The organism is Mycobacterium sp. MAC_080597_8934, from assembly GCF_000523975.1.
GTDB classification, from domain to species: Bacteria; Actinomycetota; Actinomycetes; order Mycobacteriales; family Mycobacteriaceae; genus Mycobacterium; species Mycobacterium avium.
This window is the reverse complement of the sequence record NZ_JAOS01000031.1, coordinates 23,290-44,670: the sequence shown is the minus strand read 5'-3', so window position 1 is coordinate 44,670 and position 21,381 is coordinate 23,290. Positions and strand designations below refer to the sequence as shown.

Below are 21,381 nucleotides of genomic sequence, written 5' to 3'. Positions count from 1 at the left end.
CGCACTGGGGCGGCATATTACCGGCACCGGCCGAGCCGCGGCTAGAAGTGTCCCGGCGCCTCTGGGGCCGGGCGGTCGGCGAGCACGTCGGCCGGGGCGGGCTCGGCCTGCGACACCCGCGGGTCGCTTTCGGCGGCCCGCGGGCCGGTCCACTTGCGCTTGAGGCGGCGTTTGAGGGCCATCGACGGCTTCTCGATGAGGAACCAGCTGGCCGCCGCCAGCGGCAGCGTGGCCGCCACCGAGGCGAGGAAGAACAGGGCCGGATGCAACCGCGTCGCCAGCCCGCACACGGCCAGCAGCTGCTGGGTGGGGAAGGCGTAGATGTAGACGCCGTAGGACAGGTCGGTGCGCAGCACCAACCGCTCGCTCTTGAGCAGGGAACCGGTCACGATGACGGCGTAGGCCAGCGGGAGGGCACCGACCACCCGGTAGTCGGGCAGGAACCCGGCCGCGGCGACGATGGCGAGGGCGACCGCGACCAGCGACCAGCGGGCGGGGATGACGTCTCGCCACTGATACATGACCGCCCCGGCCGAGAACATGATGGCCGAGCGGACCGCGAGCTGCGGGATGGTCCACACCCCGGGAAATGTCAGCGGCGGCACGACCAATGCCCCCAACGTGGCCAGCACCAGAATCAACGGGGAAATCCAGCGACGGTAGCCCAGCCCCACCACGCCGATAGCGGCGACGACGAGGTAGCACAGCAGTTCCCAGATCAACGACCACATGGAACCGTTCCAGGCGTTGCCGCCCGGCACCCCGTGCAGCGTTCCGTCGATGCTCGGCTGCAGATAGACGATCGCGCTGTTTTTCAGGACGTACTCCAGCGGGGCGGCGGACCCGAGCAGCTTGGCGGGCGAGCCACCCTGGATCACCACACTGAGCGGGGCGAACACGAACGCCGTCACGATCAGGCAGATATAGAAGCCCGGCAGGATGCGCAGGGCGCGGGCGGTCAGATAGTCACGCAGCCGGGGGTCGCTGAGCCAGCTGCGGGTGATCAGGAAACCGGAGATCGCGAAGAACCCGTCCACACCCACCGAGAAGAACAGCTGCAGGATGGACTTGGGCGGCATGTGACCGGTGATCGGCCAGGAGTGGAACAGCATCACCTCGGCGGCCAGCACCAGCCGAAGCGCGTTGAGCGCGTTTCGCCGCGGATCGAATACCTGCCCGAGCTTCATCCGCCTCCGTTTCCGTGCCCACCGCGCGCCGTCGGCGCCATCGTATCGGCCGAAGGCGGCGAGCAGGGGACGCGGGCGACGGGGTGCCCGGCCGCGCCGCTACGCCACACCCGGGACCTCGGGCGGCAGCACCATCGCCGCCTGCTCGGCGGTGGCGGCGGCCTTCCTTTTCAACCGTGTCTTCAGCGCGCGGGCCGGCTTCTCCACCAGGAACCAGCTCGCCGCGGCCAGCGGCACGGTGGCCGCCGCGACGGCCAGGCAGAACACCACCGGGTTGAGGCTGAGCAGCCCGAGCACGGCCAGCAGCTGCTGCACCGGGTAGGCGTAGATGTACATGCCGTAGGACAGGTCGGTGCGAAACCACAACCGCCGGTTGTGCAGCAGGGAGCCGGACACGACGACGGCGTAGGCCAGCGGAAGGGCGGCCACCACCCGGTAGTCGGGCAGCTGGCCGGCGACCAGCACGATGACCACGCACACCGCCACCAGCGACCAGCGGGCCGGAATGACGTCGCGCCACTGGTACAGCAGCGCGCCCGCCGAGAACATGATGGCCGCCCGGCAGGCCAGGAAGACGAGGGCGGTCGCGACGTTGCCCTCCGGGTGGTGGAACACCTCAGGGAAGGTGACCGGCGGCAGGAACGACGCCCCGATCGCCGCCGCCACCAGAATCACCGGGGACACCCAGCGGCGGTTGGCGAGTCCGGCCACGCCGATCGCGGCCACGACCAGGTAGCACATCACCTCCCAGAACAGCGACCACAGCGAGGCGTTCCAGATGCCCGCGTTGGGGATGTCGTGCGGGGTGCCCCCGACGTCGGGTTTGAGCCACAACACCGCGATGTTCTTCAGCACGTACTCGAACGGCGCGTAGGAGAACAACAGCCTAGCCGGCGACCCGCCCTGGATCGCCACGCTGAGCGGGGCGAAGACGAACGCGGTCACGATCATGCAGACGTAGAAGCCGGGCAGGATGCGCAGCGCGCGGGCGGCCAGGTAGGCCCGCAGCTGCGGATTGCTCAGCCAGCTCGCGGTGATCAGGAAGCCCGAGATCGCGAAGAACCCGTCGACGCCGACGCAGAGCAACAGCTGCAGGACGGCCCGCACCGACGGGAGGTGACCGCGGATCGGGAAGGTGTGCCAGAAGATGACCTCGGCCGCGAGCGCCAACCGCCACGCGTTGAGTGCGTTGCTGCGCGGGTCGAACACCTGCCCGAGTTTCATCGACGTTTCCCGTCATCCGAAACGGGCATCATCGGCATCATCGGCGCCATCCTAACGTCACCGAACGCCGAATTGGGCCGGTTCACGCTACTGGGCCGATCAGGGCGCTGCAACCGCGGCGTTACTTGATACGTGTTGAATAAAACGGTCGGGTGGCGATCCCGGCTTGTGCGCACGGCGAGCGCCAACTGCGTTGCGGGATAACGGTTGCGGGCAATGCGGGTCGAGACGATCAGCGCGGCAAACCCTCGATGAATGCTTGCGTCTCCGCCCAGGTGGGCAGCAACCCCGAGGCGCGAACCTCCTCCAGGCTGGGGGCCGCGGCGTCGCGCTCGGACAGCGTGGGCGCGGCGCCGGCCACCAGCGGCCAGTCGATCCCCAACGCGGGATCGGTGGCGCAGATGGTGTGTTCGCGCCCCGGGTTGTATTCCGCCGAGCACAGGTACATCACCGTCGAATTGTCTTGCAGCGCAAGGAATCCGTGCCCCAGACCCTCGGAGATGTAGATCGTGCGGTGCTCGGCGTCGTCGAGCAGCACCGAATCCCATTGCCCGAACGTGGGCGAACCCACCCGGATGTCGACGACCACGTCGAACACCGAACCACGCACGCAGGTCACGTATTTGGCCTGGCTGGGCGGCACCTGGGCGAAGTGCAGGCCGCGCAGCACACCCGCCGCGGACACCGAGCAGTTGGCTTGCCGGACGTCGAGCCGATGACCGGCGAAGGAGCGAAACCCCTTGTCGGTCAGCCATTCAAAGAAATGGCCGCGGGCGTCGCCGTGCACGGTGGGGGTGATCTCCCAGGCGCCGGGGACTTTCAGTTCGCGGGCCGACACGTCACTGCCCGCGTTCTTCGTAGCGCGCTTCCGAGGCGTCTTTCAACGGCCGCCACCACGATTCGTTCGCGCGATACCAGTCGATGGTCTCACGCAGGCCCTCCTCGAAGTCGGTGTGCTTTGGCGCCCAACATAATTCGTCGTACAGCGTGGACGGGTCGATAGCGTAGCGCAGGTCGTGTCCGACGCGGTCGGTGACGTGGTCGAAGTCGTCGGGGTCGCGCCCCATCATCTGCAGCAACGTCCGCAGCACGGTCAGGTTGTCGCGTTCACCCTCCGAGCTGATCAGGTAGGTCCGGCCGATCTCGCCGGATTCCAGGATGCGGCGCACCGCGCTGTTGTGGTCGTCGACGTGGATCCAGTCGCGCACGTTGGCGCCGGTGCCGTACAGCTTGGGGCGGCGGCCGGTGAGCACGTTGGTGATCTGGCGCGGGATGAACTTCTCGACGTGCTGATACGGGCCGTAGTTGTTGGAGCAGTTGGAGATTGTCGCGCGCACCCCGTACGAGCGCACCCAGGCCCGCACCAGCATGTCGGCCGCCGCCTTGGTGGCCGAGTACGGGCTGGACGGGTTGTACGGCGTCGACTCGGTGAACCGGTTCGGGTCGTCGAGCTCGAGGTCGCCGTACACCTCGTCGGTGGAGATGTGGTGCAGCCGCACGCCGTGACGCCGCACCGCCTCCAGGATGGTGAAGGTGCCCACCACGTTGGTGTGCAGGAACGGCTCCGGGCCGGCCAGCGCGTTGTCGACGTGGCTCTCGGCGGCGAAGTGCACCACGGCGTCGGACTCGGCGACCAGCCGCGACACCAGCTCGGCGTCGGTGATGTCGCCGACCACCAGCCGGATGGAATCCTCGACGCCGGCCAGCGACTCGCGCCGGCCCGCGTAGGTCAGGGCGTCGAGCACCGTCACCGAGTCCTCGGGATGCTCGCGAACGGTGCTGTGCACGAAGTTGGCGCCGATGAAACCCGCGCCGCCGGTGACCAGTAACCGCATGACCCAAACCCTAACGGAGCCGATCGGTCAGTTCGTCCGAGTCAGCCCCAGAGCATCGGCCAATTCGGTCAGCGCGGGCAGCAGCGTCTCCTCGGAATCCCCGCCCAGCACCTGGATCGCCACGTGGTCGGCCCCGGCGTCCAGATGCTCCCGCAGTCGCGCCGCGACGGCCTGCGGGGTGCCGTAGCCGATCACCGCGTCGATCAGCCGGTCGCTGCCCGGTGGGCGCAGGTCGGCCTCGGTGAACCCCAGTCGCAGCCAGTTGTGCACGTAATTGCTCAGGCCCAGGTTGTGCTCGATGGCCTGCCGGCCGGCCGCCCGCGCCCGGTCCCGGTCGGTGGTGAGCACGACCTTGTGCGCGGGCGCCAAAAAGACCGAGCCGCCCACCAATTCGCGCGCCTTGGCGGTGTGTTCCGGGGTGGTCAGGAAGGGGTGCGCGCCGGCGCTGCGCTGAGCGGCCAGCCGCAGCATCCGCGGTCCCAGCGCGGCCAGCACCCGCCGGCTGGTCGGGATCACCGCCGCGTCGAGCTCGTCGAGGTAGGAGACCACCGCGTCGTACGGCTTGACGTATTCCCGGGTGTGCTCGCGGTGGCCGGCCCCGATGCCCAGCAAAAACCTTCCGGGGTGGCCGCTTTCGATCCGGTGGAACGACTCGGCGACGGCCGCGGCCGGCGCGGACCAGATGTTGACGATCCCGGTGGCCAGGTGCAGCGAGGTGGTGCCGGCCAGGGCGGGGTCCACCCAGGACAGCTCGGCGTCGGGTGACCCGCCGATCCAGGCGGCGCCGTAGCCCAGCGATTCGATCCGGGCGGCCAGTTCGGCGGTGATGGACCGGGTGGACAGCCACACGCCGAACGGGCCCAGGTCGGGCTTGAGCGAAACTCCCTCAGTCATCCGGCTCCCCCTGTGGTCAGGACGGTTTCAGTCCGAGCGGCCCCGCCAGTTCGGCCAGCGCCGAGACCAGGTTTTCATCCTTGGTCAGCACCTGCACGGGCACGTGGTCGGCGCCGGCGTCCAGATGCTCGCGCAGCCGCGCGGCGATCCGGTCCACGCTGCCATATGCCACCAGCGCGTCGACCAAGCGGTCGCTGCCCGGCCGGGTGATCTCGTCGTCGGTGAAACCCAGCCGCTTCCAGTTGTTTCGGTAGTTCGCGAGGTTGAAGTAGATGTCGAGCGCCTTGCGGCCGACCGCCCGGGCGTGCTCCGCGTCGGTGGTCAGCACCACCTTGTGCTCGGGCGCCAGGAAGGCCGACGGGCCGATGAGCTCGCGGGCCCGGGCGGTGTGCTCGGGCGTGGTCAGGTAGGGGTGCGCCCCGGCGGAGCGCTCGGCGGACAGCTTGAGCACCCGCGGCCCCAGCGCCGCCACCACCCGGCGGCCGGCCGGCACGCCGTACTCGTCGAGCCGGGTCAGGTAGTCGGCCAGCGCGTCGTAGGGCTTGCGGTATTCGGTGTGCGCCTCGGGATGCCCGACGCCGATGCCCAGCAGGAAGCGGCCCGGGTAGGCCGCCTCGATCCGGTGGAAGGATTCGGCCACCGGCCCGGCGGGCGCGGTCCAGATGTTGACGATGCCGGTGGCCACCTGCAGCGTCGTCGTCGCCTCCAGAAGGGGCTCCACCCAGGCCAGCTCGGCCGGCGGGGAACCGCCCACCCAGACGGCGCCGTAGCCGAGCGCCTCGATGTCCTTGGCTTGCTGGGGTGTGACGCCGCGTCCGAACGATCCGAACCGGCCGAGATCGGGCTTGCCTGCTGCTTGGGTCATGGTCGTGGCAACCGGCGTCCGCGGGCCGCTATTCCGGCCCCCGCCGGCCGGGGGTCTGCGCTCGTCAGGAGGATTTTGGTGGCGGCCGAAAACCAGGTATCGTAGAACGACGGTGCGGCATCCGCGCCGACTTTTTGTGTGTCCAGTCCTAGGAATTTCCTGTCACCGGCTCACGTTCCAAGTCGGTGTGCAATGGTGCGCCGACCTGGGCGCATACCCGAACGAGACTAAACGACGAGGATTTTTAACCAGTTATGGCCAAGAAGGACGGCGCCATAGAGGTCGAGGGCCGCGTGGTCGAGCCCCTGCCCAATGCGATGTTTCGCATTGAGCTGGAGAACGGTCACAAGGTGCTTGCCCACATCAGCGGCAAGATGCGGCAGCATTACATCCGCATCCTGCCCGAGGACCGGGTGGTCGTGGAGTTGTCTCCGTACGACCTGTCCCGGGGCCGCATCGTGTACCGCTACAAGTAACGACACAGAACAGGATCGAACAGCCGTGAAGGTCAACCCGAGCGTCAAGCCAATCTGTGACAAGTGCAGGGTGATCCGTCGGCATGGGCGGGTCATGGTGATCTGCTCCGATCCGCGCCACAAGCAGCGACAAGGCTGAGCCGCGGCCGGGTTCGCCCGGCCCCCGACACAACTGAATGCAGACCTCCCAGCACCACCGAGCTGCCTGGCGCGTCAAGCGCCAAAAAAGACGAATCAGCGCCGCTCGGACACGCCCGGACGGAGGCCGGGCCCCGCGAATCCCCCAGGGGAACCGGGAACGGGCTGGGATCAGACCTCCGCAGAGAAAAAGAGGAACGCCACCCATGGCTCGACTAGTCGGCGTCGATCTGCCGCGCGATAAGCGGATGGAGATCGCCCTGACCTACATCTACGGTGTCGGCCGCACCCGGTCGAACGAGATCCTGGCGGCCACCGGCATCGACCGGGACCTGCGCACCCGCGATCTCACCGATGACCAGCTGACCCACCTGCGCGATTACATCGAGGCCAACCTCAAGGTCGAGGGTGACCTGCGCCGCGAGGTCCAGGCCGACATCCGGCGCAAGATCGAGATCGGCTGCTACCAGGGCCTGCGGCACCGCCGCGGCCTGCCGGTGCGCGGCCAGCGGACCAAGACCAACGCGCGCACCCGCAAGGGCCCCAAGCGCACCATCGCCGGCAAGAAGAAGGCCAGGTAACCACCCATGCCACCAGCCAAGAAGGCAGCCGCTGCCCCCAAGAAGGGGCAGAAGACCCGCCGCCGGGAGAAGAAGAACGTCCCGCACGGCGCGGCCCACATCAAGAGCACGTTCAACAACACGATCGTGACGATCACCGACCCGCAGGGCAACGTCATCGCCTGGGCGTCGTCCGGTCACGTCGGGTTCAAGGGCTCGCGGAAGTCGACCCCGTTCGCCGCCCAGCTGGCCGCCGAGAACGCGGCCCGCAAGGCGCAGGAACACGGCGTGCGCAAGGTCGACGTGTTCGTCAAGGGCCCGGGCTCGGGCCGGGAGACGGCGATCCGGTCGCTGCAGGCCGCCGGGCTGGAGGTCGGCGCCATCTCCGACGTCACCCCCCAGCCGCACAACGGCGTCCGCCCCCCGAAGCGCAGAAGGGTCTAGCAGAAATCATGGCTCGTTACACCGGACCCGTTACCCGCAAGTCGCGCCGGCTGCGCACCGACCTCGTCGGTGGCGACCAGGCGTTCGAGAAGCGCCCCTACCCGCCCGGCCAGCACGGCCGCGCGCGGATCAAGGAGAGCGAATACCTGCTGCAGCTGCAGGAGAAGCAGAAGGCCCGCTTCACCTACGGCGTGATGGAAAAGCAGTTCCGCCGCTACTACGAAGAGGCCGTCCGCCAGCCCGGCAAGACGGGTGAGGAGTTGCTGCGGATCCTGGAAAGCCGCCTGGACAACGTCGTCTACCGGGCTGGCCTGGCCCGCACCCGCCGGATGGCGCGCCAGCTGGTCACCCACGGCCACTTCACGGTCAACGGCGTGCGCGTCGACGTGCCCAGCTATCGGGTGTCGCAGTACGACATCATCGACGTTCGCGAGCAGTCGCTGAACTCGGTGCCGTTCCAGATCGCGCGGGAGACTGCGGGCGACCGGCCCGTCCCGAGCTGGCTGCAGGTGGTGGGGGAGCGGCAGCGCATCCTCATCCACCAGCTGCCCGAGCGGGCGCAGATCGACGTGCCGCTCACCGAGCAGCTGATCGTCGAGTTCTACTCGAAGTAAGAACCCCTGCGCTGAACCCGGCGCAGGGTACTTAGCGGCATCAAATAGCGGGTGCCGAGAAGGAGAAGAAGAAACACCATGCTGATCTCTCAGCGACCCACCCTGTCGGAGGAAGTCCTCACCGACAACCGCTCCCAGTTCGTCATCGAGCCGCTGGAGCCGGGATTCGGCTACACCCTGGGCAATTCGTTGCGCCGCACGCTGCTGTCCTCGATCCCGGGGGCGGCCGTCACCAGCATCCGCATCGACGGCGTGCTGCACGAGTTCACCACCGTGCCCGGCGTCAAGGAAGACGTCACCGCGATCATCCTGAACCTCAAGAGCCTGGTGGTGTCCTCGGAGGAGGACGAGCCGGTCACCATGTATCTGCGCAAGCAGGGTCCCGGCGAGGTCACCGCGGGTGACATCGTGCCGCCCGCCGGCGTCACCGTGCACAACCCCGAGCTGCACATCGCCACGCTGAACGACAAGGGCAAGCTCGAGGTGGAGCTGGTCGTCGAGCGCGGCCGCGGCTACGTGCCGGCCGTGCAGAACCGCGCCTCGGGCGCCGAAATCGGCCGTATCCCAGTCGATTCCATCTACTCGCCGGTGCTCAAGGTCACCTACAAGGTGGACGCCACCCGTGTCGAGCAGCGCACCGACTTCGACAAGCTGATCCTGGACGTGGAGACCAAGAGCTCGATCACGCCGCGCGACGCGCTGGCGTCGGCGGGTAAGACCCTGGTCGAATTGTTCGGCCTGGCACGCGAACTCAACGTCGAGGCCGAGGGCATCGAGATCGGGCCGTCGCCGGCCGAGGCCGACCACATCGCGTCGTTCGCGCTGCCGATCGACGACCTGGACCTGACGGTGCGGTCCTACAACTGCCTCAAGCGCGAGGGTGTGCACACCGTCGGCGAGCTGGTCAGCCGCACCGAGTCCGACCTGCTCGACATCCGCAACTTCGGCCAGAAGTCCATCGACGAGGTGAAGGTCAAGCTGCACCAGCTGGGCCTGTCGCTCAAGGACAGCCCGCCGAGCTTCGACCCGTCGCAGGTCGCGGGTTACGACGTCGCCACCGGCACCTGGTCCACCGAGGCCGCCTACGACGACCAGGACTACGCGGAAACCGAACAGCTGTAACACGGCTTTGACCTAAGGAGCGTCAGCAATGCCCAAGCCCACCAAGGGGCCTCGCCTCGGCGGGTCGTCTTCGCACCAGAAGGCCCTTCTGGCCAACCTGGCCACCTCGCTGTTCGAGCACGGCCGGATCAAGACGACCGAGCCCAAGGCGCGTGCGCTGCGTCCGTATGCGGAGAAGCTGATCACGCACGCGAAAAAGGGTGCGCTGCACAACCGCCGCGAGGTGCTCAAGAAGATCCGCGACAAGGACGTGGTGCACGTCCTGTTCGAGGAGATCGGCCCGTTCTTTGCCGACCGCAACGGCGGCTACACCCGCATCATCAAGGTCGAGCCGCGCAAGGGCGACAACGCTCCGATGGCCGTGATCGAGCTGGTGCGGGAGAAGACGGTCACCTCGGAGGCCGACCGGGCGCGCCGGGTGAAGGCCTCGAAGAAGGCCCCGGAGGCCGCGGCGGCGGCGCCGCAGGCGGCGGTCGAGCCGGAAGCGGTCGAGACCGCGCCGGCGCCGGACGCACCGGAAGCCGCGCCGGAAGCGGAGGCCGCGGCGCCGCAGCCGGCGGACGAGGCCGAAGGGTCCAGCGAGGATTAGCGAGGACGTCCGTCTGCGGCTCGATATCGCCTATGACGGAACAGGTTTCGCGGGCTGGGCTACTCAGTCCGGCCAGCGGACCGTGGCCGGGGTGCTCGACGAGGCGCTGACGACCGTCTTCCGCACGCCGGTGCGGTTGCGCGCCGCGGGCCGCACCGACGCGGGGGTGCACGCCACCGGGCAGGTCGCTCATCTCGACGTGCCGGGCACCGCGCTGCCGAACGCCTACCCGCGCGCACCGCACGTCGGCGAAGCCGAATTCGGGCCGCTGCTGCGCCGGCTGGGCCGGTTCCTGCCCACCGATGTCCGCGTCGTCGACATCACCCGCGCGCCAGCGGGTTTCGACGCCCGGTTCTCGGCGCTGCGGCGCCACTACGTCTACCGGCTCTCGACGGCCCCGTGGGGTGTGCTGCCGCAGCAGGCCCGCTACGTCACCGCCTGGCCCCGCCCCCTGGATGTCGAGGCGATGGCCGCCGCGTCGCGAGACCTGTTGGGGCTGCACGACTTCGCCGCGTTCTGCCGTCACCGCGAGAACGCCACCACCATCCGCGACCTGCAGCGCCTGGACTGGACCCGCGACGGCGACCTGATCATTGCGAGGGTCAGCGCCGACGCGTTCTGCTGGTCGATGGTGCGCTCCCTGGTCGGGGCGCTGCTGGCGGTCGGGGAGAACCGGCGGCCGGTGTCCTGGTGTCGCGAATTGCTCAGCGCCACAAACCGATCCAGTGACTACGCCACCGCACCGGCGCACGGGCTGACCCTGGTCGGGGTCGACTACCCGCCGGATGACCAGCTGGCGGCGCGCAACCTGATCACCCGCGACGTGCGCTCGCGCTAGACCCGGGCGGCGACGAACCTGGCTGCCTGGTTGGTCAATCCGGGCACATAGCTCAGGTGCGACGCCCACTGGTAACCGCCCGAGCAGATCGGGTCGCCCGGGTTGCACAGGTCGATGGTCTTGCCGCTGAAATCCGGGGTCAGGGCGCTCATCAGGCGGCCGGCCCGGCCCGACGGATTCCCGAACAGGGCGACGGCGGCGACGTGATCGGCGGCCTGCGGCGGCAACGGGTTGCGAAAGCCCAGGCCCGGCACCGGTGCGGCGGTGACGATGTCGATGACGGCGGCGCCCTGCGAATACCCGCCCAGCACCAGTTTGGTGTTCGGGCAGTTGCCGGCCATCTGCTGGATGTGGTTGCTGGCGTCGTTGGCGCCGTCCGCGGCGGCCAGGAAGTCCTTGTTCGCCGGGTAGTTCACCCCGTATGCGCCAACGCTTTTGCGGGTCTGCTCACGCAACGAGCTGACGAACGCGCCGCCCACCTTCCCCACCCCGGGCGGCTCGTCCGTTCCCCGGGCGAACACCACTTCAACGCCCGGACACGATGCCGACGCGAGCGGAATCAATTGGGGGGCAATCAAAACCGCTGCGCCCGCGAGCAGCCCGACGCCCAGCCCCACAGGGATAAGCCTCACACAGCGATGTTAGGGGCGCGTTGGTCGCGGGCCGGTAACGATTCAGACGAGAGGTGCTTGCGAAGGCGGCGTGCTCGGCACGGCCGGGGCCGGCGCCGTGCCGGGGCCGGGGGCGTTGTCGTGGATCGAGGGACCCGAACCCGGCGGGGTCTGGCCGTACACCGGCGACTGCTGGCCGTAGCCGGGCGACTGCGGGCCCGCACCCGGCACCGACGGCCCGTAGCCGGGCACCGACTGGCCCGCGCCCATCAGCTTGGAGGCGACGAACGCCGCCGCCTGCGTGGTGTACACGGGGACGTAGCCCTCGGTGTGCCCGCTCCACTCGTTGCCGGGGCCGGCGTGGCAGATCGGGTCGTTGGGGTTGCACAGGTCGATGGCCTTGGAGCCCAGCAGCGCGCTCTGGCTGGGCAGCGTGCCGCCGGCGCGGTCGGCAACGTCGCCGAAGGTGGCCACGGCCGCGACGTGACTGGCCAGATCCGGGGTGATCGAGCTGCCCCAGTTGATGCCGCCGATAGGCACGCCGGCCACGATGTCCATCACCGAGGCGCCCTGCGAGTAGCCGCCCAACACGATCTTGGTGTTGGGGCACTTCTGCACCGCTTGCTTGATCCGGTTGATGGTGTCGTTGGCGCCGTCGCCGCCGTGCAGCTGCAGCTTGCTGGCGGCATAGTTGACCCCGTAGGTGTCGATGTTCAGCCCACTGGTCTGCTGGCGCAGCGACTCGACGAAGGCGTCGCCGACCCGGCCCATGCCGGGGGGCTCGTTGGTGCCGCGGGCGAAGATGACCTCGACGTCGGGGCAATCGTCGGCGGAGGCCACCGGGACCGCGGCCGGGGCGCCGAGCAGGCCGGCGGCGGTGATCAGCGCCGATGAGCCCAGACCGAGGAGTCGGCCGATCCGGTGAGTTTTCACCGGGCAATTTTACCCAAATCGCGGCCCGGCGAAACTCCCGCGACCTGTGGATAACCGCTTCGGCGGCGCCGCCCGGCGGCCTAGCCTGTGCGCAACGGATTCGCGGGGAAGGGGAGCAGTGCCGCGTCGGCCCACCACGTGGCTGCAGGTCAGCGCGTACCGGTACCTGTCGCGCCGGCTGGAATGCGCGTTGCTGGGCCAGGACCCGGCCGCGGCCGGCATGCGTGCCCGCGGCCAGCCCGCGGCGCTGGCGGCGGGGGCGGTGCTGACGGCGGCCGCGCTGGCCGCAGCGACGCTGCTGGGTTTGCTGCGGCCGCACGTCGCGCTGGACGGGGCGCGGGTCGTGCTGGCCCGGGATTCCGGTGCCCTGTTCGTCCGGGTCGGCGACACCTGGCATCCGGTGCTCAACCTGGCCTCGGCGCGGCTCATCGCCGCGTCGGCCGTCGATCCGCTCACCATCCGCCAGGCCGACCTGGACGGCAGCAAACGCGGTCCGCTGCTGGGCATTCCGGGCGCGCCCGCGTTCCTCGGCCGGCCGCTGGCAGCGGCGGACACGGCGTGGTCGTTGTGCGACAGCGACGGCGCCGGCGCAACCACGATCCTGCTCGGCCGCACGGACGCCGCCTCGATGCGCGTGCTGGGCGGCGGGCAGGCCATGCTGGTCGCGGCCGCCGCGGGTTCGCCGGCCTACCTGCTGCACGACGGCCACCGGGCCCGGGTGGACCTGGCCGACGCCGCGGTGGTGCGGACGCTGCGGCTCGAGGGCCGGGCGCCGCGGCTCGTCTCGCAGTCGTTGCTGGAGGCCGTGCCGGAGGCGGCGCCGATCGCGGTTCCGCGGATACCCGGCCTGGGCGGCGCGGCGCCGGGGCTGCCGGGATTCGCGATTGGCACTGTGCTTCGCATCATCCGCGCCGACGGTGACGAGTATTACGCGGTGCTGGCCGGCGGCGTGCAGCGCATCGGCCGGGTGGCCGCCGACCTGCTGCGGCTCAGCAACCCGCAGGGCGGCGCCGACGCCGTGACCGTCGCACCCGACGCACTGCGCACCGCCCCGGTGGTCGCGGCGCTGCCGGTGGCCGGCTTCCCCGACCGGGCGCCGGCCGTGTCGGAGCCGGCCGCCACGATCTGCGCCGGCTGGGGAGACGCCCGTTCCGTCGCGTTCCTGACCGGGGCGGCGGTTCCGGTGCTGCCCGGTCGGGCGCCGGTGACCCTGGCGCAGGCCGACGGCCGCGGACCCGCGCTGGACGCGGTGTACCTGCCGCCCGGCCGCAGCGCCTACGTACGGGCCGGTGCGAACGCCGGCACCCGCTACCTGATCACCGACACCGGGGTCCGGTTCGCCGTGCCCGACGACGACGCCGCGGCCGACCTGGGTCTGGGGCAGCCGAGCCCGGCGCCGTGGCCGCTGCTCACCCTGCTGCCGGCCGGGCCGGAGTTGAGCAGACCGAACGCCTCAGTCGCCCGCGACACCGTCGCGGGCGCGCCGTAGCCGGGCCCGGACCGCCCCGGCGGCCGCGGCGAGCGTCAGCGCGACAAGGCAGAACGCGGCTCCGCGCACCGCGATGTCCCGGGCGCGCGAATCACGGGCGGGCGCCGGCGGCGGCGCCGCGATCGGCACCGCCGCGGCTCTGGGGGCGGGCGGCGGCGCGCCCGTCTCCGCGCTGACCGCGGCGAGCGGGTCGACGGTGCCGTGCCCGACCAGGGGATCCCACCCGGCGGGCGGATGATGCGCCGTCGCCTCGATGCGCTGCATCACCTGGCGCGCGGTCAGCGCGGGGAAGCGGGCCCGGATCAGCGCGGCCAGCCCGCTCACCACCGGGGCGGCATAGCTGGTGCCGGACACCGGTTCGGGCGCCAGCGACGTCACCGCCTCGCCGGGCGCCGCGACGTCCACCCACGGGCCGGCCAGGCTGAACGTCGACGGGGCTCCGTCGGCGTTCACCGAACCGACGGTCAGCACGTAGTCGTCGTACCAGGCGGGGCTGACGGCGACGGTGATCGTCTGCCAGGTGGCATCCGGCCGCTGCGGCGGGCATTGCCCCGGGCCGCCGGTGTTGCCGGCGGCGGCCACCACGACCGCGTTCTTGACGTCGACGGCGTAGGCCAGCGCGGCGCCCAGCGCCCGGTCTTCGGGCGCCGAGACCACCGGCGCGCAGGCCACCGAGGAGATGTTGATCACCGACGCGCCGAGATCGGCCGCGGTGCGAACGGCTTTGGCCAGGGTGTCGACGTCGCCGACCCCGCCGCCCGACCGGTTGCCGGCGGGCCCGAACTTCGCGCTGGACTGGCGGATGCTGATCAGCGTCGCCTCCGGTGCGATGCCGCTGAATTCGTCGGACTTGGGATCGGCTGCGGCGGCGATGATTCCGGCGACCAGCGTGCCGTGCGCGTCGCAGTCCTGGATGCCGTCGCCGGTGGACACGTAGTCGCCGCCGGGCACCACTGCGGGCAGCCGGCGGTGCCGTGCGACCCCGGTGTCGATGACCGCGACGCGCTGGCCGGTGCCGCGGCTGAGCTGCCACACCGCCGACAGGTCCGACCCGCCCGCCGGGCCGCGCCGGCCCGGGCCCGAGTCGGCGGTCAGCGTCGCGCACACCTCGCGCTGCGCGGTCGGCCACGGCGGCGCCGGCCGGGCCGGCTTCGGCAACCACTTGTCGTCGACGGCCGGCGGCGAAACCGCGTGCGCGGGAGGGGTTTCGAACACCGGAAGCATCGTCAGCGCCGAAACCGCCAGCAGCCGCACGACCCTCACCCGAGCGTCAGTCCCCGAACCGTGCCGTACAGCCCGGCGATCCAGCAGGTGAGCGGCACCAGGGCGGCCAGCGCCAGCCACTCCAGCAGGTCGGCCGCCCGGCTCAGCACCGGCGAGCAGGTTCGGGCCGCGCAGCCGAGGTACAGCGCCGCGGCGACCAGCGTCGCCGTCGTCGCCGCCACCCAGGGGCCGGGCAGCGGTGCGCGCCAGGCCACGACAGCGAATGTCGTTGCGGTGGTGACGATTCCACCGGCGGCGAAGACCAGAGCCCGGGTGCCGTCACCGCCACGCGAGCGCAGCAGCAACAGCGCGCCGGTGCCGGTTCCGAACGCCAGGCAGCACAGCCGCGGCGCGCCGGCCAGCACGGTGACGGCGGCGGCAACGGTGGCCGACGACGACAACCCGGCCAGCAGGCCGGTCAACCACCGGTCGGCGCGGCGCGCGCGGGCGGACACCCACGCCTCGCCGGGCTCGGGACCGCCGGCTGGTGCGGTGGCCGGCCGGGGCGACAGCCCGGCCAGGGTGAGCGACGCGCGCGCCGCCATCCCGAGCAGGCACAGCGACACCAGCCCGGCCGCCGAGGCGACGGCCGGCAGCGGCGCGCCGCTGAGCACGCCGGCCAGCGCGGCGGCGGCGAGGATCACGCACCAGCAGGCGAGCGCGAGCAACCCGGCGCGCCGCAACCCGACAGCCCGATCGCCGACACCGCGGCGAGGCCCGCGGCCGCCGCGGCCAGCAACACGTGGGAAAGGCTCGGCACGCCGGGCACCGCCACGAAACCGGCCAGCCCCGCGAACGCGGTGGCGATCGCGCCGAGCGCCAGGGCGGCGCCCCGGTCCCGATAGCCGCGGTGCGCGACCGCGGCCGCCCCCAGCGTCAGCAGGGTGGTCGATACCAGCACCGCGACCGTACCGCCGGAATCGCGAACAACGCTGGCGCTGAACGTGTTTCGCACCAGCAGCAGCCCGCCCGTCGCGACGAAGGACGCGGCCGCCGCCGCGCCCGCGACCCGCCGGACCGCAGCACCCGGCCGGGCCGTCGCATCGAGCGCGGCCGACACGGTGTCGGCGATGTCGCGGTAGCGCGGTGCGGGCAGCGGCACGTCGATCCGGCTCAGCACCAGGATCGCGCCGTCGCCGATGTGGTTGTGCGCCAACGTCGTCGACGGATCCAGCGCGGCGGCGCCCGGGGCCGACAACCGGTAGCGCCCGGCGCCGCCGTCGCCGGCCCCGAGCATGTCGACGAGCGACGGAATCAGCTCCGCGACAGCGATTTCGGCGGGCAGGGACACGTCGACGGCCTGGGTTTCCCAGTGCACACTGACCCGGCACAGCCCGGTAGTCGATACGGCCAACGCCACTCTCCTTCGCTCGGATTGCGCAGAACATAGCCGGGTCTCGGCGCCCCGGTATTCGGCTGTCCACAGGTGAGTTGCCGCCGATTCCGGTGCTCCCTACCGTCGTCGGCCGGGAGGGGATGCGCGATGACCCAGGCCGACATCGTTGTCGAGGCTCCGCCGGAACTGCCGGCGCCGGAGTCGACGGGCCTGCCGGCCCGCCTGCTGCCGGTGGCGCTGTCGGTGGCCGGCATGGGCGTCATGACGGTCGTGTTCGCCTCGGGTGGCGCGGCGGGCCGCCAGCCCGCGTTCCTGGCGTTCCCGGCGGCGATGCTGGTTTCGACGGTGGCGGCGGCGCTGATCGGTCGGAGCCGCCGCGGGGGCGGCGGACTCGACGCCGATCGCGGCCGGTATCTGGAATACCTGAATCAGCTCGGGCGGTCCGTCTCCGAGATCGCCGCGGCGCAGTGCGCGTCCGCGCTGCGCGACCATCCCGATCCCGACACGCTGTGGACGCTGATCGGCGGCCCCCGAATGTGGCGGCGCCGACCAACCGACCCCGACTTCTGCGTCGTGCGGGTCGGGATGGGTGTCCTGCCGCTGGCCCGTCGCGTGGTGGCCCCGCCCGTGCCCGCCGAGGAGGTTCGCGATCCGGTCACCGCGACGGCGTTGCGCCGCTTCCTGCATACCCATGCGACGGTGCCGGGCCCGGTCACCGTCGACCTGGGTGCGGGTTCGCCGGTGATGATCGACGGCGATGTCGGTGCCGCGCGTGCCGTGCTGCGCGCCGTGGTCTGCCAGCTCGCCGTGCTGCATGCGCCCGATCGGGTGGGCATCGCGGCCGTGGTCGGCGACGGCGATCGCGCGCACTGGGATTGGCTGAAATGGCTGCCGCACAACCGGCATCCCACACACGACGATGCGCTGGGCCCGATGCGGATGGTGTATTCGACTGCGGCGCAAGCACAACAGGCACTTGCCGGCCTGCCGGTGGCGCGGCTGGTGCTGGTCGCCGAGCGGGCCGTCGCACCGATCGCCGGTGCCACCGTGATCGCGATCGGCGCGGGTGACGACGGCGCGCCGGTGACGATCCGCACCGCCGCCGGCACGGTGTCGCCGTCGCGCCCGGACCGGATGACCGCCGCTGACGCCCTGACGTGTGCGCGCAGGCTGGCCGGGCAGCGGGTGACCGCCGGCGATGGCGACGGCGGCTGGCCGGGACTGGTCGGGCTGGCCGATGTGAGTGGTTTCGACCCGGCGACGCTGTGGGGCCGGCAAACCGGGCGCGACCGGCTCCGAGCTCCGCTCGGCGTCGCCGCCGACGGCACGCCGGTCGAGCTCGACATCAAAGAGCCCGCCGAACACGGGATGGGCCCGCACGGGCTGTGTGTCGGCGCCACCGGTTCGGGCAAGTCGGAGCTCCTGCGCACGATCGCGCTGGGCATGATGGCCCGCAACTCGCCGGATGTGCTCAACCTGCTGCTCGTCGACTTCAAGGGCGGCGCAACGTTTCTCGACTACGCGAACGCCCCGCACGTCGCCGCGGTGATCACCAACCTCGCCGACGACGCCCCGCTGGTGGCCCGGATGCGAGCCGCGCTGGCCGGGGAGATGAACCGCCGCCAGGAGGCGCTGCGAACGGCGGGCTGCGACAGCGTCGCCGCCTACCAACGCGCGCGCCGGAGCGCCGCCGCGCTGCCGGCGCTGCCCACCCTGTTCGTGATCGTCGACGAGTTCTCCGAATTGCTCAGCCAGCAACCGGATTTCGCCGACACCTTCGTGGCGATCGGCCGGCTCGGCCGGTCGCTGGGCATCCACCTGCTGCTGGCCAGCCAACGCCTGGACGAGGGCCGGCTGCGCGGACTGGACGCGCACCTGTCCTACCGGCTGTGCCTGAAAACCCTGTCCGAAGCCGAATCCCGCGCCGTGCTGGGCAATCTCGACGCCTACCACCTGCCCACCGATCCCGGCGCCGGCTACCTGCGGGTCGGCGCCGGCGCACCGATCCGCTTCCAGGCCGCTCTGGTGTCCGGGCCGCTGCGCCCGGACACCGCCCCGCGGCCGCCGGCAATGGTGCGGGTGTTTGGCACCCGGGTGGTCGGCCCGGTCAGCCGCCCGGTCGAGGCGGCCCACCCGTCCGGGCGCAGCATCTCCGCTGCGGCGCTGGACCGGCTGGCCGGCCACGGCCCGGCCGCGCACCGGGTGTGGCTGCCCCCGCTGGGCCGGCCGCCGGAACTGCGCACCCTGCTGGGCGGCGCCGCGGACCTGACCGTGCCCGTCGGCCTTGTCGACCGCCCCTTCGAGCAATGCCGGACCCCGCTGATCGTCGACCTGTCCGGTGCCGCAGGCAATGTCGCGGTCGTCGGCGCACCGCGATCGGGCAAGTCGACGGCGCTGCGCACCCTGATCACCGCCCTGGCGGCGACGCACGATCCGGCCCGCGTGCAGTTCTACTGCCTGGACTTCGGCGGCGGTGCCCTGTCGTCGCTGCACACGCTGCCGCACGTCGGCGCGGTCGCCGGCCGGGCCGAACCGCGCCGCGTCGGGCGGATCGTCGCCGAATGCGAGGCGGTGGTGGGCCGCCGCGAAGCGTTCTTCGGCGAGCACGCCATCGCCTCGATCGCCGACTACCGGCAGCGGCGCCCCGGCAGCGATCCGTTCGGCGACGTCTTTCTGGTGATCGACGGCTGGGCCGTGCTGCGCCGCGACTTCGAGACGCTGGAGGCATCGATCATCGCCCTTGCCGGACAAGGTCTTTCGTTCGGTGTGCACCTGGTGTTGTCGGCGTCGCGCTGGGCCGACATCAGACCCGCGCTGCGCGATCAGATCGGCACCCGCATCGAGCTGCGGCTCGGCGACCCGGCCGACTCCGAGATCGACCGCAGGGCCGCCGCGCACGTGCCGCGCGACAGCCCGGGCCGCGGCCTGTCCCACGACGGGCTGCACATGGTGATCGCCTCACCCGTCGCCGACGTCGCCGCAGGCGAATCGGTGGCGCCGCCGATACCGCTGCTGCCGGCGCGGGTGGACCTCGACGCCGTGCGGCGCGGATCCGGCGACGAATTCGCCGGCCGCCCGCTGCTCGGCCTGCAGGAACGCCAACTGCAGCCTCTGGCAATCGATTTCGCGCGGGAATCGCACCTGCTGATCCTCGGCGCCAACGGCTGCGGCAAGACCGCCGCGCTGCGCACCCTGTGCCGCGAACTCGTCCGGACCAACACCGCCGCGCAAGCCCAGCTGGTGATCGTCGACTTCCGGCGGGCGCTGCTCGGCATCGTCGAGTCCGAACAGCTGCGCGGATACGCCATGTCGCCGGCCGCGCTGACCGCGCTGTTGCCCGGCCTGCTCGACCTGCTGAGCGGCCGGATGCCGCCTCCCGACGCCAGCCAGGCCCAGCTGCGGGCAGGGTCGTGGTGGAGCGGGCCGGACGTCTACGTCGTGGTCGACGACTACGACCTGGTGGCCTCGCCGTCCGGCAACCTGCTGGCGCCGCTCGTCGAATTCCTGCCGTACGCAAGCGAATTGGGTTTGCACCTGATCATCGCGCGGCGCAGCGGCGGCGCCGAGCGGGCGATGTTCGAGCCGCTGCTGGCGGGCCTGCGTGACCTCGGCTGCATGTCGCTGACGATGAGCGAGGCGGCGCCGTTCGCTGCCGCCCGCCGCTGCCCCGGCCGCGGCGTGCTGACCACCCGGGCCGGCGCCGACGAACTCGTCCAGGTGGCCTGGAGCCCATCGTGAGTCCACACCGGGCCGTGGTCGAGACCGGACCCGCCACGATCCGCCGATTGTGTTGCGGCACAAGAACACCGGCGGACCGGGAGGTGATCGAGGCGGCGCTGGACGCGATCGACGACCCCGTCGCGCTGGTGGGGGAGCGGCCGGTGGCCGTCGAGGCGTTGTGGAAAACCGCGCTGCGGTCCGCGTGCTGTGCTTGCGACGGCGCGGTCGTCGTGCATCCGTCCTGGTGGCCGCCGGCGCGGGTGCGGACGGTGAGCGCGGCCGCCGCGACCCTGGCCGGCGAGGCGCGCGCCCGGCCCCGGTCATGGCTGCTGGCCCGCGCGTCCCGCGCCGCGCCGGAGGACACCGTCGTGGTCGAGGTCGCCGAGCGGGTGGTGGCCATCTGCAAGCCTGCACCCGCGACCGTCACGGCCGTCCCGCGCACCGCCCCGCCGCGATCGGTGGCCGACGGCGTCGCCCGTGCCGTCGCGAGCCTGGCGCCGGCGGTCGTGCTGATCGACCTCCCGGACCCGATCGCCGGGGCGGCCGAGCTGGGCCCGCTCGTCGCCGACGCGCTGCGCGGGCGGATCCGCGCAGAGATGGTGCACATCAACGACATTCGGCTGGCCCGGCTGGCGTGCTCGGCGTCGGACGGTGACGACGCCCCCGCGGGCCCCGACCGCAGCGCGGCGGCGCCCGCCCGATCGCGGCCGCGCCTACTGAGCGGGCTCGGCGCGGCCGCCGTCATCGCCGCCGCGGCGGCCCCGCTCGCCATCACGGCCGCGCCGGATCGGGCCCGGCCCATGCCCGGGGCGTCCCTGGTCGAAGGGCGGGTGGCGCTGTCGGTGCCCAACGATTGGCCGACGCAACGGCTGGTCGGCGGACCGGGTTCGGCGCGGGTGCAGGTCACCTCGCCGACGGATCCCGAAGTGGCCCTGCACATCACCCAGTCGCCGGTCGTCGGTGAGACGCTCGGCGACACCGCGCGACGGTTGAAACAGGCGATCGACGCCGCACCCGCCGGGGTGTTCGTCGACTTCGACCCGACCGCAACCAGCGTCGGCCGCCCCGCGGTGACCTACCGCGAGATCCGCCCCGCCCACCAGGTGCGTTGGACGGTGCTGCTGGACGGCCCGGTGCGGATCAGCATCGGATGCCAGAGCCGGCCCGGCGCCGAGCACGCCGTCCGGGAGGCCTGCGAGCTGGCGGTGCGATCCGCCCACGCGATCGGATGACGAAAATTCCG

At 71.6% G+C, this 21,381-nt stretch carries 22 protein-coding genes; 11 read left to right on the top strand and 11 right to left on the bottom strand.

Annotation, left to right across the window (positions count from 1 at the left end; translation table 11 throughout):
• Nucleotides 1–41: 41 nt before the first annotated feature.
• The 6 genes from NF20_RS18505 to NF20_RS18480 all read right to left on the bottom strand — a co-directional run bounded on the left by NF20_RS18505 (nt 42) and on the right by NF20_RS18480 (nt 6,005).
• Nucleotides 42–1,187: an acyltransferase family protein gene (locus NF20_RS18505; protein WP_033712926.1), complete on the bottom strand. Its 1,146-nt coding sequence runs from the start codon at nt 1,185–1,187 to the stop codon at nt 42–44.
• A 99-nt stretch (nt 1,188–1,286) separates the two neighbouring features.
• Nucleotides 1,287–2,411, bottom strand: a complete 1,125-nt coding sequence (locus tag NF20_RS18500) for an acyltransferase family protein (protein WP_033712925.1) — start codon at nt 2,409–2,411, stop codon at nt 1,287–1,289.
• Nucleotides 2,412–2,643: 232 nt separating this feature from the next.
• Nucleotides 2,644–3,249, bottom strand: a complete 606-nt coding sequence (rfbC, locus tag NF20_RS18495) for a dTDP-4-dehydrorhamnose 3,5-epimerase (RefSeq protein WP_003873451.1) — start codon at nt 3,247–3,249, stop codon at nt 2,644–2,646.
• Between the two features lies 1 nt (nt 3,250).
• Entirely contained in the window at nt 3,251–4,246 is a 996-nt protein-coding gene (rfbB, locus tag NF20_RS18490) for a dTDP-glucose 4,6-dehydratase (protein WP_003873450.1), read from the bottom strand.
• Between the two features lie 27 nt (nt 4,247–4,273).
• Complete coding sequence (locus NF20_RS18485) at nt 4,274–5,140, bottom strand: LLM class F420-dependent oxidoreductase (protein ID WP_033717379.1); 867 nt, start codon at nt 5,138–5,140, stop codon at nt 4,274–4,276.
• A 16-nt stretch (nt 5,141–5,156) separates the two neighbouring features.
• Complete coding sequence (locus tag NF20_RS18480) at nt 5,157–6,005, bottom strand: LLM class F420-dependent oxidoreductase (RefSeq protein WP_003873448.1); 849 nt, start codon at nt 6,003–6,005, stop codon at nt 5,157–5,159.
• Between the two features lie 254 nt (nt 6,006–6,259).
• Here NF20_RS18480 and infA point away from each other — a divergent pair, with 254 nt between their 5' ends.
• From infA to truA, 8 genes are all read left to right on the top strand, one after another.
• Nucleotides 6,260–6,481, top strand: a complete 222-nt coding sequence (infA, locus tag NF20_RS18475; RefSeq protein WP_003418601.1) for a translation initiation factor IF-1 — start codon at nt 6,260–6,262, stop codon at nt 6,479–6,481.
• A 25-nt stretch (nt 6,482–6,506) separates the two neighbouring features.
• Nucleotides 6,507–6,620: a 50S ribosomal protein L36 gene (gene rpmJ, locus NF20_RS26580; RefSeq protein ID WP_003879483.1), complete on the top strand. Its 114-nt coding sequence runs from the start codon at nt 6,507–6,509 to the stop codon at nt 6,618–6,620.
• Between the two features lie 205 nt (nt 6,621–6,825).
• A complete protein-coding gene (gene rpsM / locus NF20_RS18470; protein ID WP_003873446.1) occupies nt 6,826–7,200 on the top strand; it encodes a 30S ribosomal protein S13 in 375 nt (124 codons plus the stop codon).
• A gap of 6 nt (nt 7,201–7,206) precedes the next feature.
• Nucleotides 7,207–7,623 carry a 30S ribosomal protein S11 gene (rpsK, locus tag NF20_RS18465; RefSeq protein WP_003879486.1) on the top strand — a complete coding sequence of 139 codons (417 nt, stop codon included), beginning with the start codon at nt 7,207–7,209 and terminating at the stop codon, nt 7,621–7,623.
• Nucleotides 7,624–7,631: 8 nt separating this feature from the next.
• Entirely contained in the window at nt 7,632–8,237 is a 606-nt protein-coding gene (gene rpsD, locus NF20_RS18460) for a 30S ribosomal protein S4 (protein ID WP_003873444.1), read from the top strand.
• A 78-nt stretch (nt 8,238–8,315) separates the two neighbouring features.
• Nucleotides 8,316–9,359, top strand: coding sequence for a DNA-directed RNA polymerase subunit alpha (locus NF20_RS18455; RefSeq protein WP_003873443.1), 1,044 nt, complete (start codon nt 8,316–8,318; stop codon nt 9,357–9,359).
• Nucleotides 9,360–9,387: 28 nt separating this feature from the next.
• On the top strand, nt 9,388–9,948 hold the full coding sequence (gene rplQ, locus NF20_RS18450; RefSeq protein ID WP_033712921.1) for a 50S ribosomal protein L17: 561 nt from the start codon (nt 9,388–9,390) through the stop codon (nt 9,946–9,948).
• Nucleotides 9,944–10,786 (top strand): tRNA pseudouridine(38-40) synthase TruA, encoded by an 843-nt coding sequence (gene truA / locus NF20_RS18445; protein ID WP_075362335.1) that lies wholly within the window; start codon nt 9,944–9,946, stop codon nt 10,784–10,786. The genes rplQ and truA overlap by 5 nt, the downstream gene beginning before the upstream one ends.
• On the opposite strand, the gene NF20_RS18440 is transcribed toward truA, so the two are convergent.
• Nucleotides 10,783–11,403 (bottom strand): cutinase family protein, encoded by a 621-nt coding sequence (locus tag NF20_RS18440; protein WP_011726052.1) that lies wholly within the window; start codon nt 11,401–11,403, stop codon nt 10,783–10,785. The two genes, truA and NF20_RS18440, sit on opposite strands and share 4 nt — an antisense overlap.
• A gap of 57 nt (nt 11,404–11,460) precedes the next feature.
• Nucleotides 11,461–12,330 carry a cutinase family protein gene (locus tag NF20_RS18435; RefSeq protein ID WP_009978946.1) on the bottom strand — a complete coding sequence of 290 codons (870 nt, stop codon included), beginning with the start codon at nt 12,328–12,330 and terminating at the stop codon, nt 11,461–11,463.
• A gap of 118 nt (nt 12,331–12,448) precedes the next feature.
• Between NF20_RS18435 and eccB the strand changes: the two genes are divergently transcribed.
• Nucleotides 12,449–13,819 carry a type VII secretion protein EccB gene (gene eccB, locus NF20_RS18430; RefSeq protein WP_033712920.1) on the top strand — a complete coding sequence of 457 codons (1,371 nt, stop codon included), beginning with the start codon at nt 12,449–12,451 and terminating at the stop codon, nt 13,817–13,819.
• Here the strand turns inward: eccB and mycP4 are convergent.
• Genes mycP4 through eccD form a run of 3 tightly spaced genes read right to left on the bottom strand, consistent with a single transcriptional unit; the run spans nt 13,784 to nt 16,436 of the window.
• Nucleotides 13,784–15,082: a type VII secretion system ESX-4 serine protease mycosin MycP4 gene (mycP4, locus tag NF20_RS18425; RefSeq protein WP_104123821.1), complete on the bottom strand. Its 1,299-nt coding sequence runs from the start codon at nt 15,080–15,082 to the stop codon at nt 13,784–13,786. The genes eccB and mycP4 overlap by 36 nt on opposite strands.
• Entirely contained in the window at nt 15,079–15,726 is a 648-nt protein-coding gene (locus NF20_RS28975) for a hypothetical protein (protein WP_416332325.1), read from the bottom strand. Before NF20_RS28975 ends, mycP4 begins: the two co-directional genes overlap by 4 nt.
• Nucleotides 15,723–16,436 (bottom strand): type VII secretion integral membrane protein EccD, encoded by a 714-nt coding sequence (gene eccD, locus NF20_RS28970; RefSeq protein ID WP_416332324.1) that lies wholly within the window; start codon nt 16,434–16,436, stop codon nt 15,723–15,725. Before eccD ends, NF20_RS28975 begins: the two co-directional genes overlap by 4 nt.
• 129 nt (nt 16,437–16,565) lie before the next feature.
• Here eccD and eccCb point away from each other — a divergent pair, with 129 nt between their 5' ends.
• A complete protein-coding gene (eccCb, locus tag NF20_RS18415; protein WP_033717377.1) occupies nt 16,566–20,156 on the top strand; it encodes a type VII secretion protein EccCb in 3,591 nt (1,196 codons plus the stop codon).
• Nucleotides 20,153–21,370, top strand: coding sequence for a type VII secretion-associated protein (locus tag NF20_RS18410; protein WP_033712919.1), 1,218 nt, complete (start codon nt 20,153–20,155; stop codon nt 21,368–21,370). Before eccCb ends, NF20_RS18410 begins: the two co-directional genes overlap by 4 nt.
• The last annotated feature ends 11 nt before the right edge of the window (nt 21,371–21,381 follow it).

Excerpts from the sequence above, each read along its gene's own strand:
- NF20_RS18505 (WP_033712926.1), bottom strand. The coding sequence starts at position 1,187 with ATGAAGCTCGGGCAGGTATTCGATCCGCGGCGAAACGCGCTCAACGCG.
- NF20_RS18500 (WP_033712925.1), bottom strand. The coding sequence starts at position 2,411 with ATGAAACTCGGGCAGGTGTTCGACCCGCGCAGCAACGCACTCAACGCG.
- rfbB (WP_003873450.1), bottom strand. The coding sequence starts at position 4,246 with ATGCGGTTACTGGTCACCGGCGGCGCGGGTTTCATCGGCGCCAACTTC.
- NF20_RS18485 (WP_033717379.1), bottom strand. The coding sequence starts at position 5,140 with ATGACTGAGGGAGTTTCGCTCAAGCCCGACCTGGGCCCGTTCGGCGTG.
- NF20_RS18480 (WP_003873448.1), bottom strand. The coding sequence starts at position 6,005 with ATGACCCAAGCAGCAGGCAAGCCCGATCTCGGCCGGTTCGGATCGTTC.
- infA (WP_003418601.1), top strand. The coding sequence starts at position 6,260 with ATGGCCAAGAAGGACGGCGCCATAGAGGTCGAGGGCCGCGTGGTCGAG.
- rpsM (WP_003873446.1), top strand. The coding sequence starts at position 6,826 with ATGGCTCGACTAGTCGGCGTCGATCTGCCGCGCGATAAGCGGATGGAG.
- rpsK (WP_003879486.1), top strand. The coding sequence starts at position 7,207 with ATGCCACCAGCCAAGAAGGCAGCCGCTGCCCCCAAGAAGGGGCAGAAG.
- rpsD (WP_003873444.1), top strand. The coding sequence starts at position 7,632 with ATGGCTCGTTACACCGGACCCGTTACCCGCAAGTCGCGCCGGCTGCGC.
- NF20_RS18455 (WP_003873443.1), top strand. The coding sequence starts at position 8,316 with ATGCTGATCTCTCAGCGACCCACCCTGTCGGAGGAAGTCCTCACCGAC.
- rplQ (WP_033712921.1), top strand. The coding sequence starts at position 9,388 with ATGCCCAAGCCCACCAAGGGGCCTCGCCTCGGCGGGTCGTCTTCGCAC.
- eccCb (WP_033717377.1), top strand. The coding sequence starts at position 16,566 with ATGACCCAGGCCGACATCGTTGTCGAGGCTCCGCCGGAACTGCCGGCG.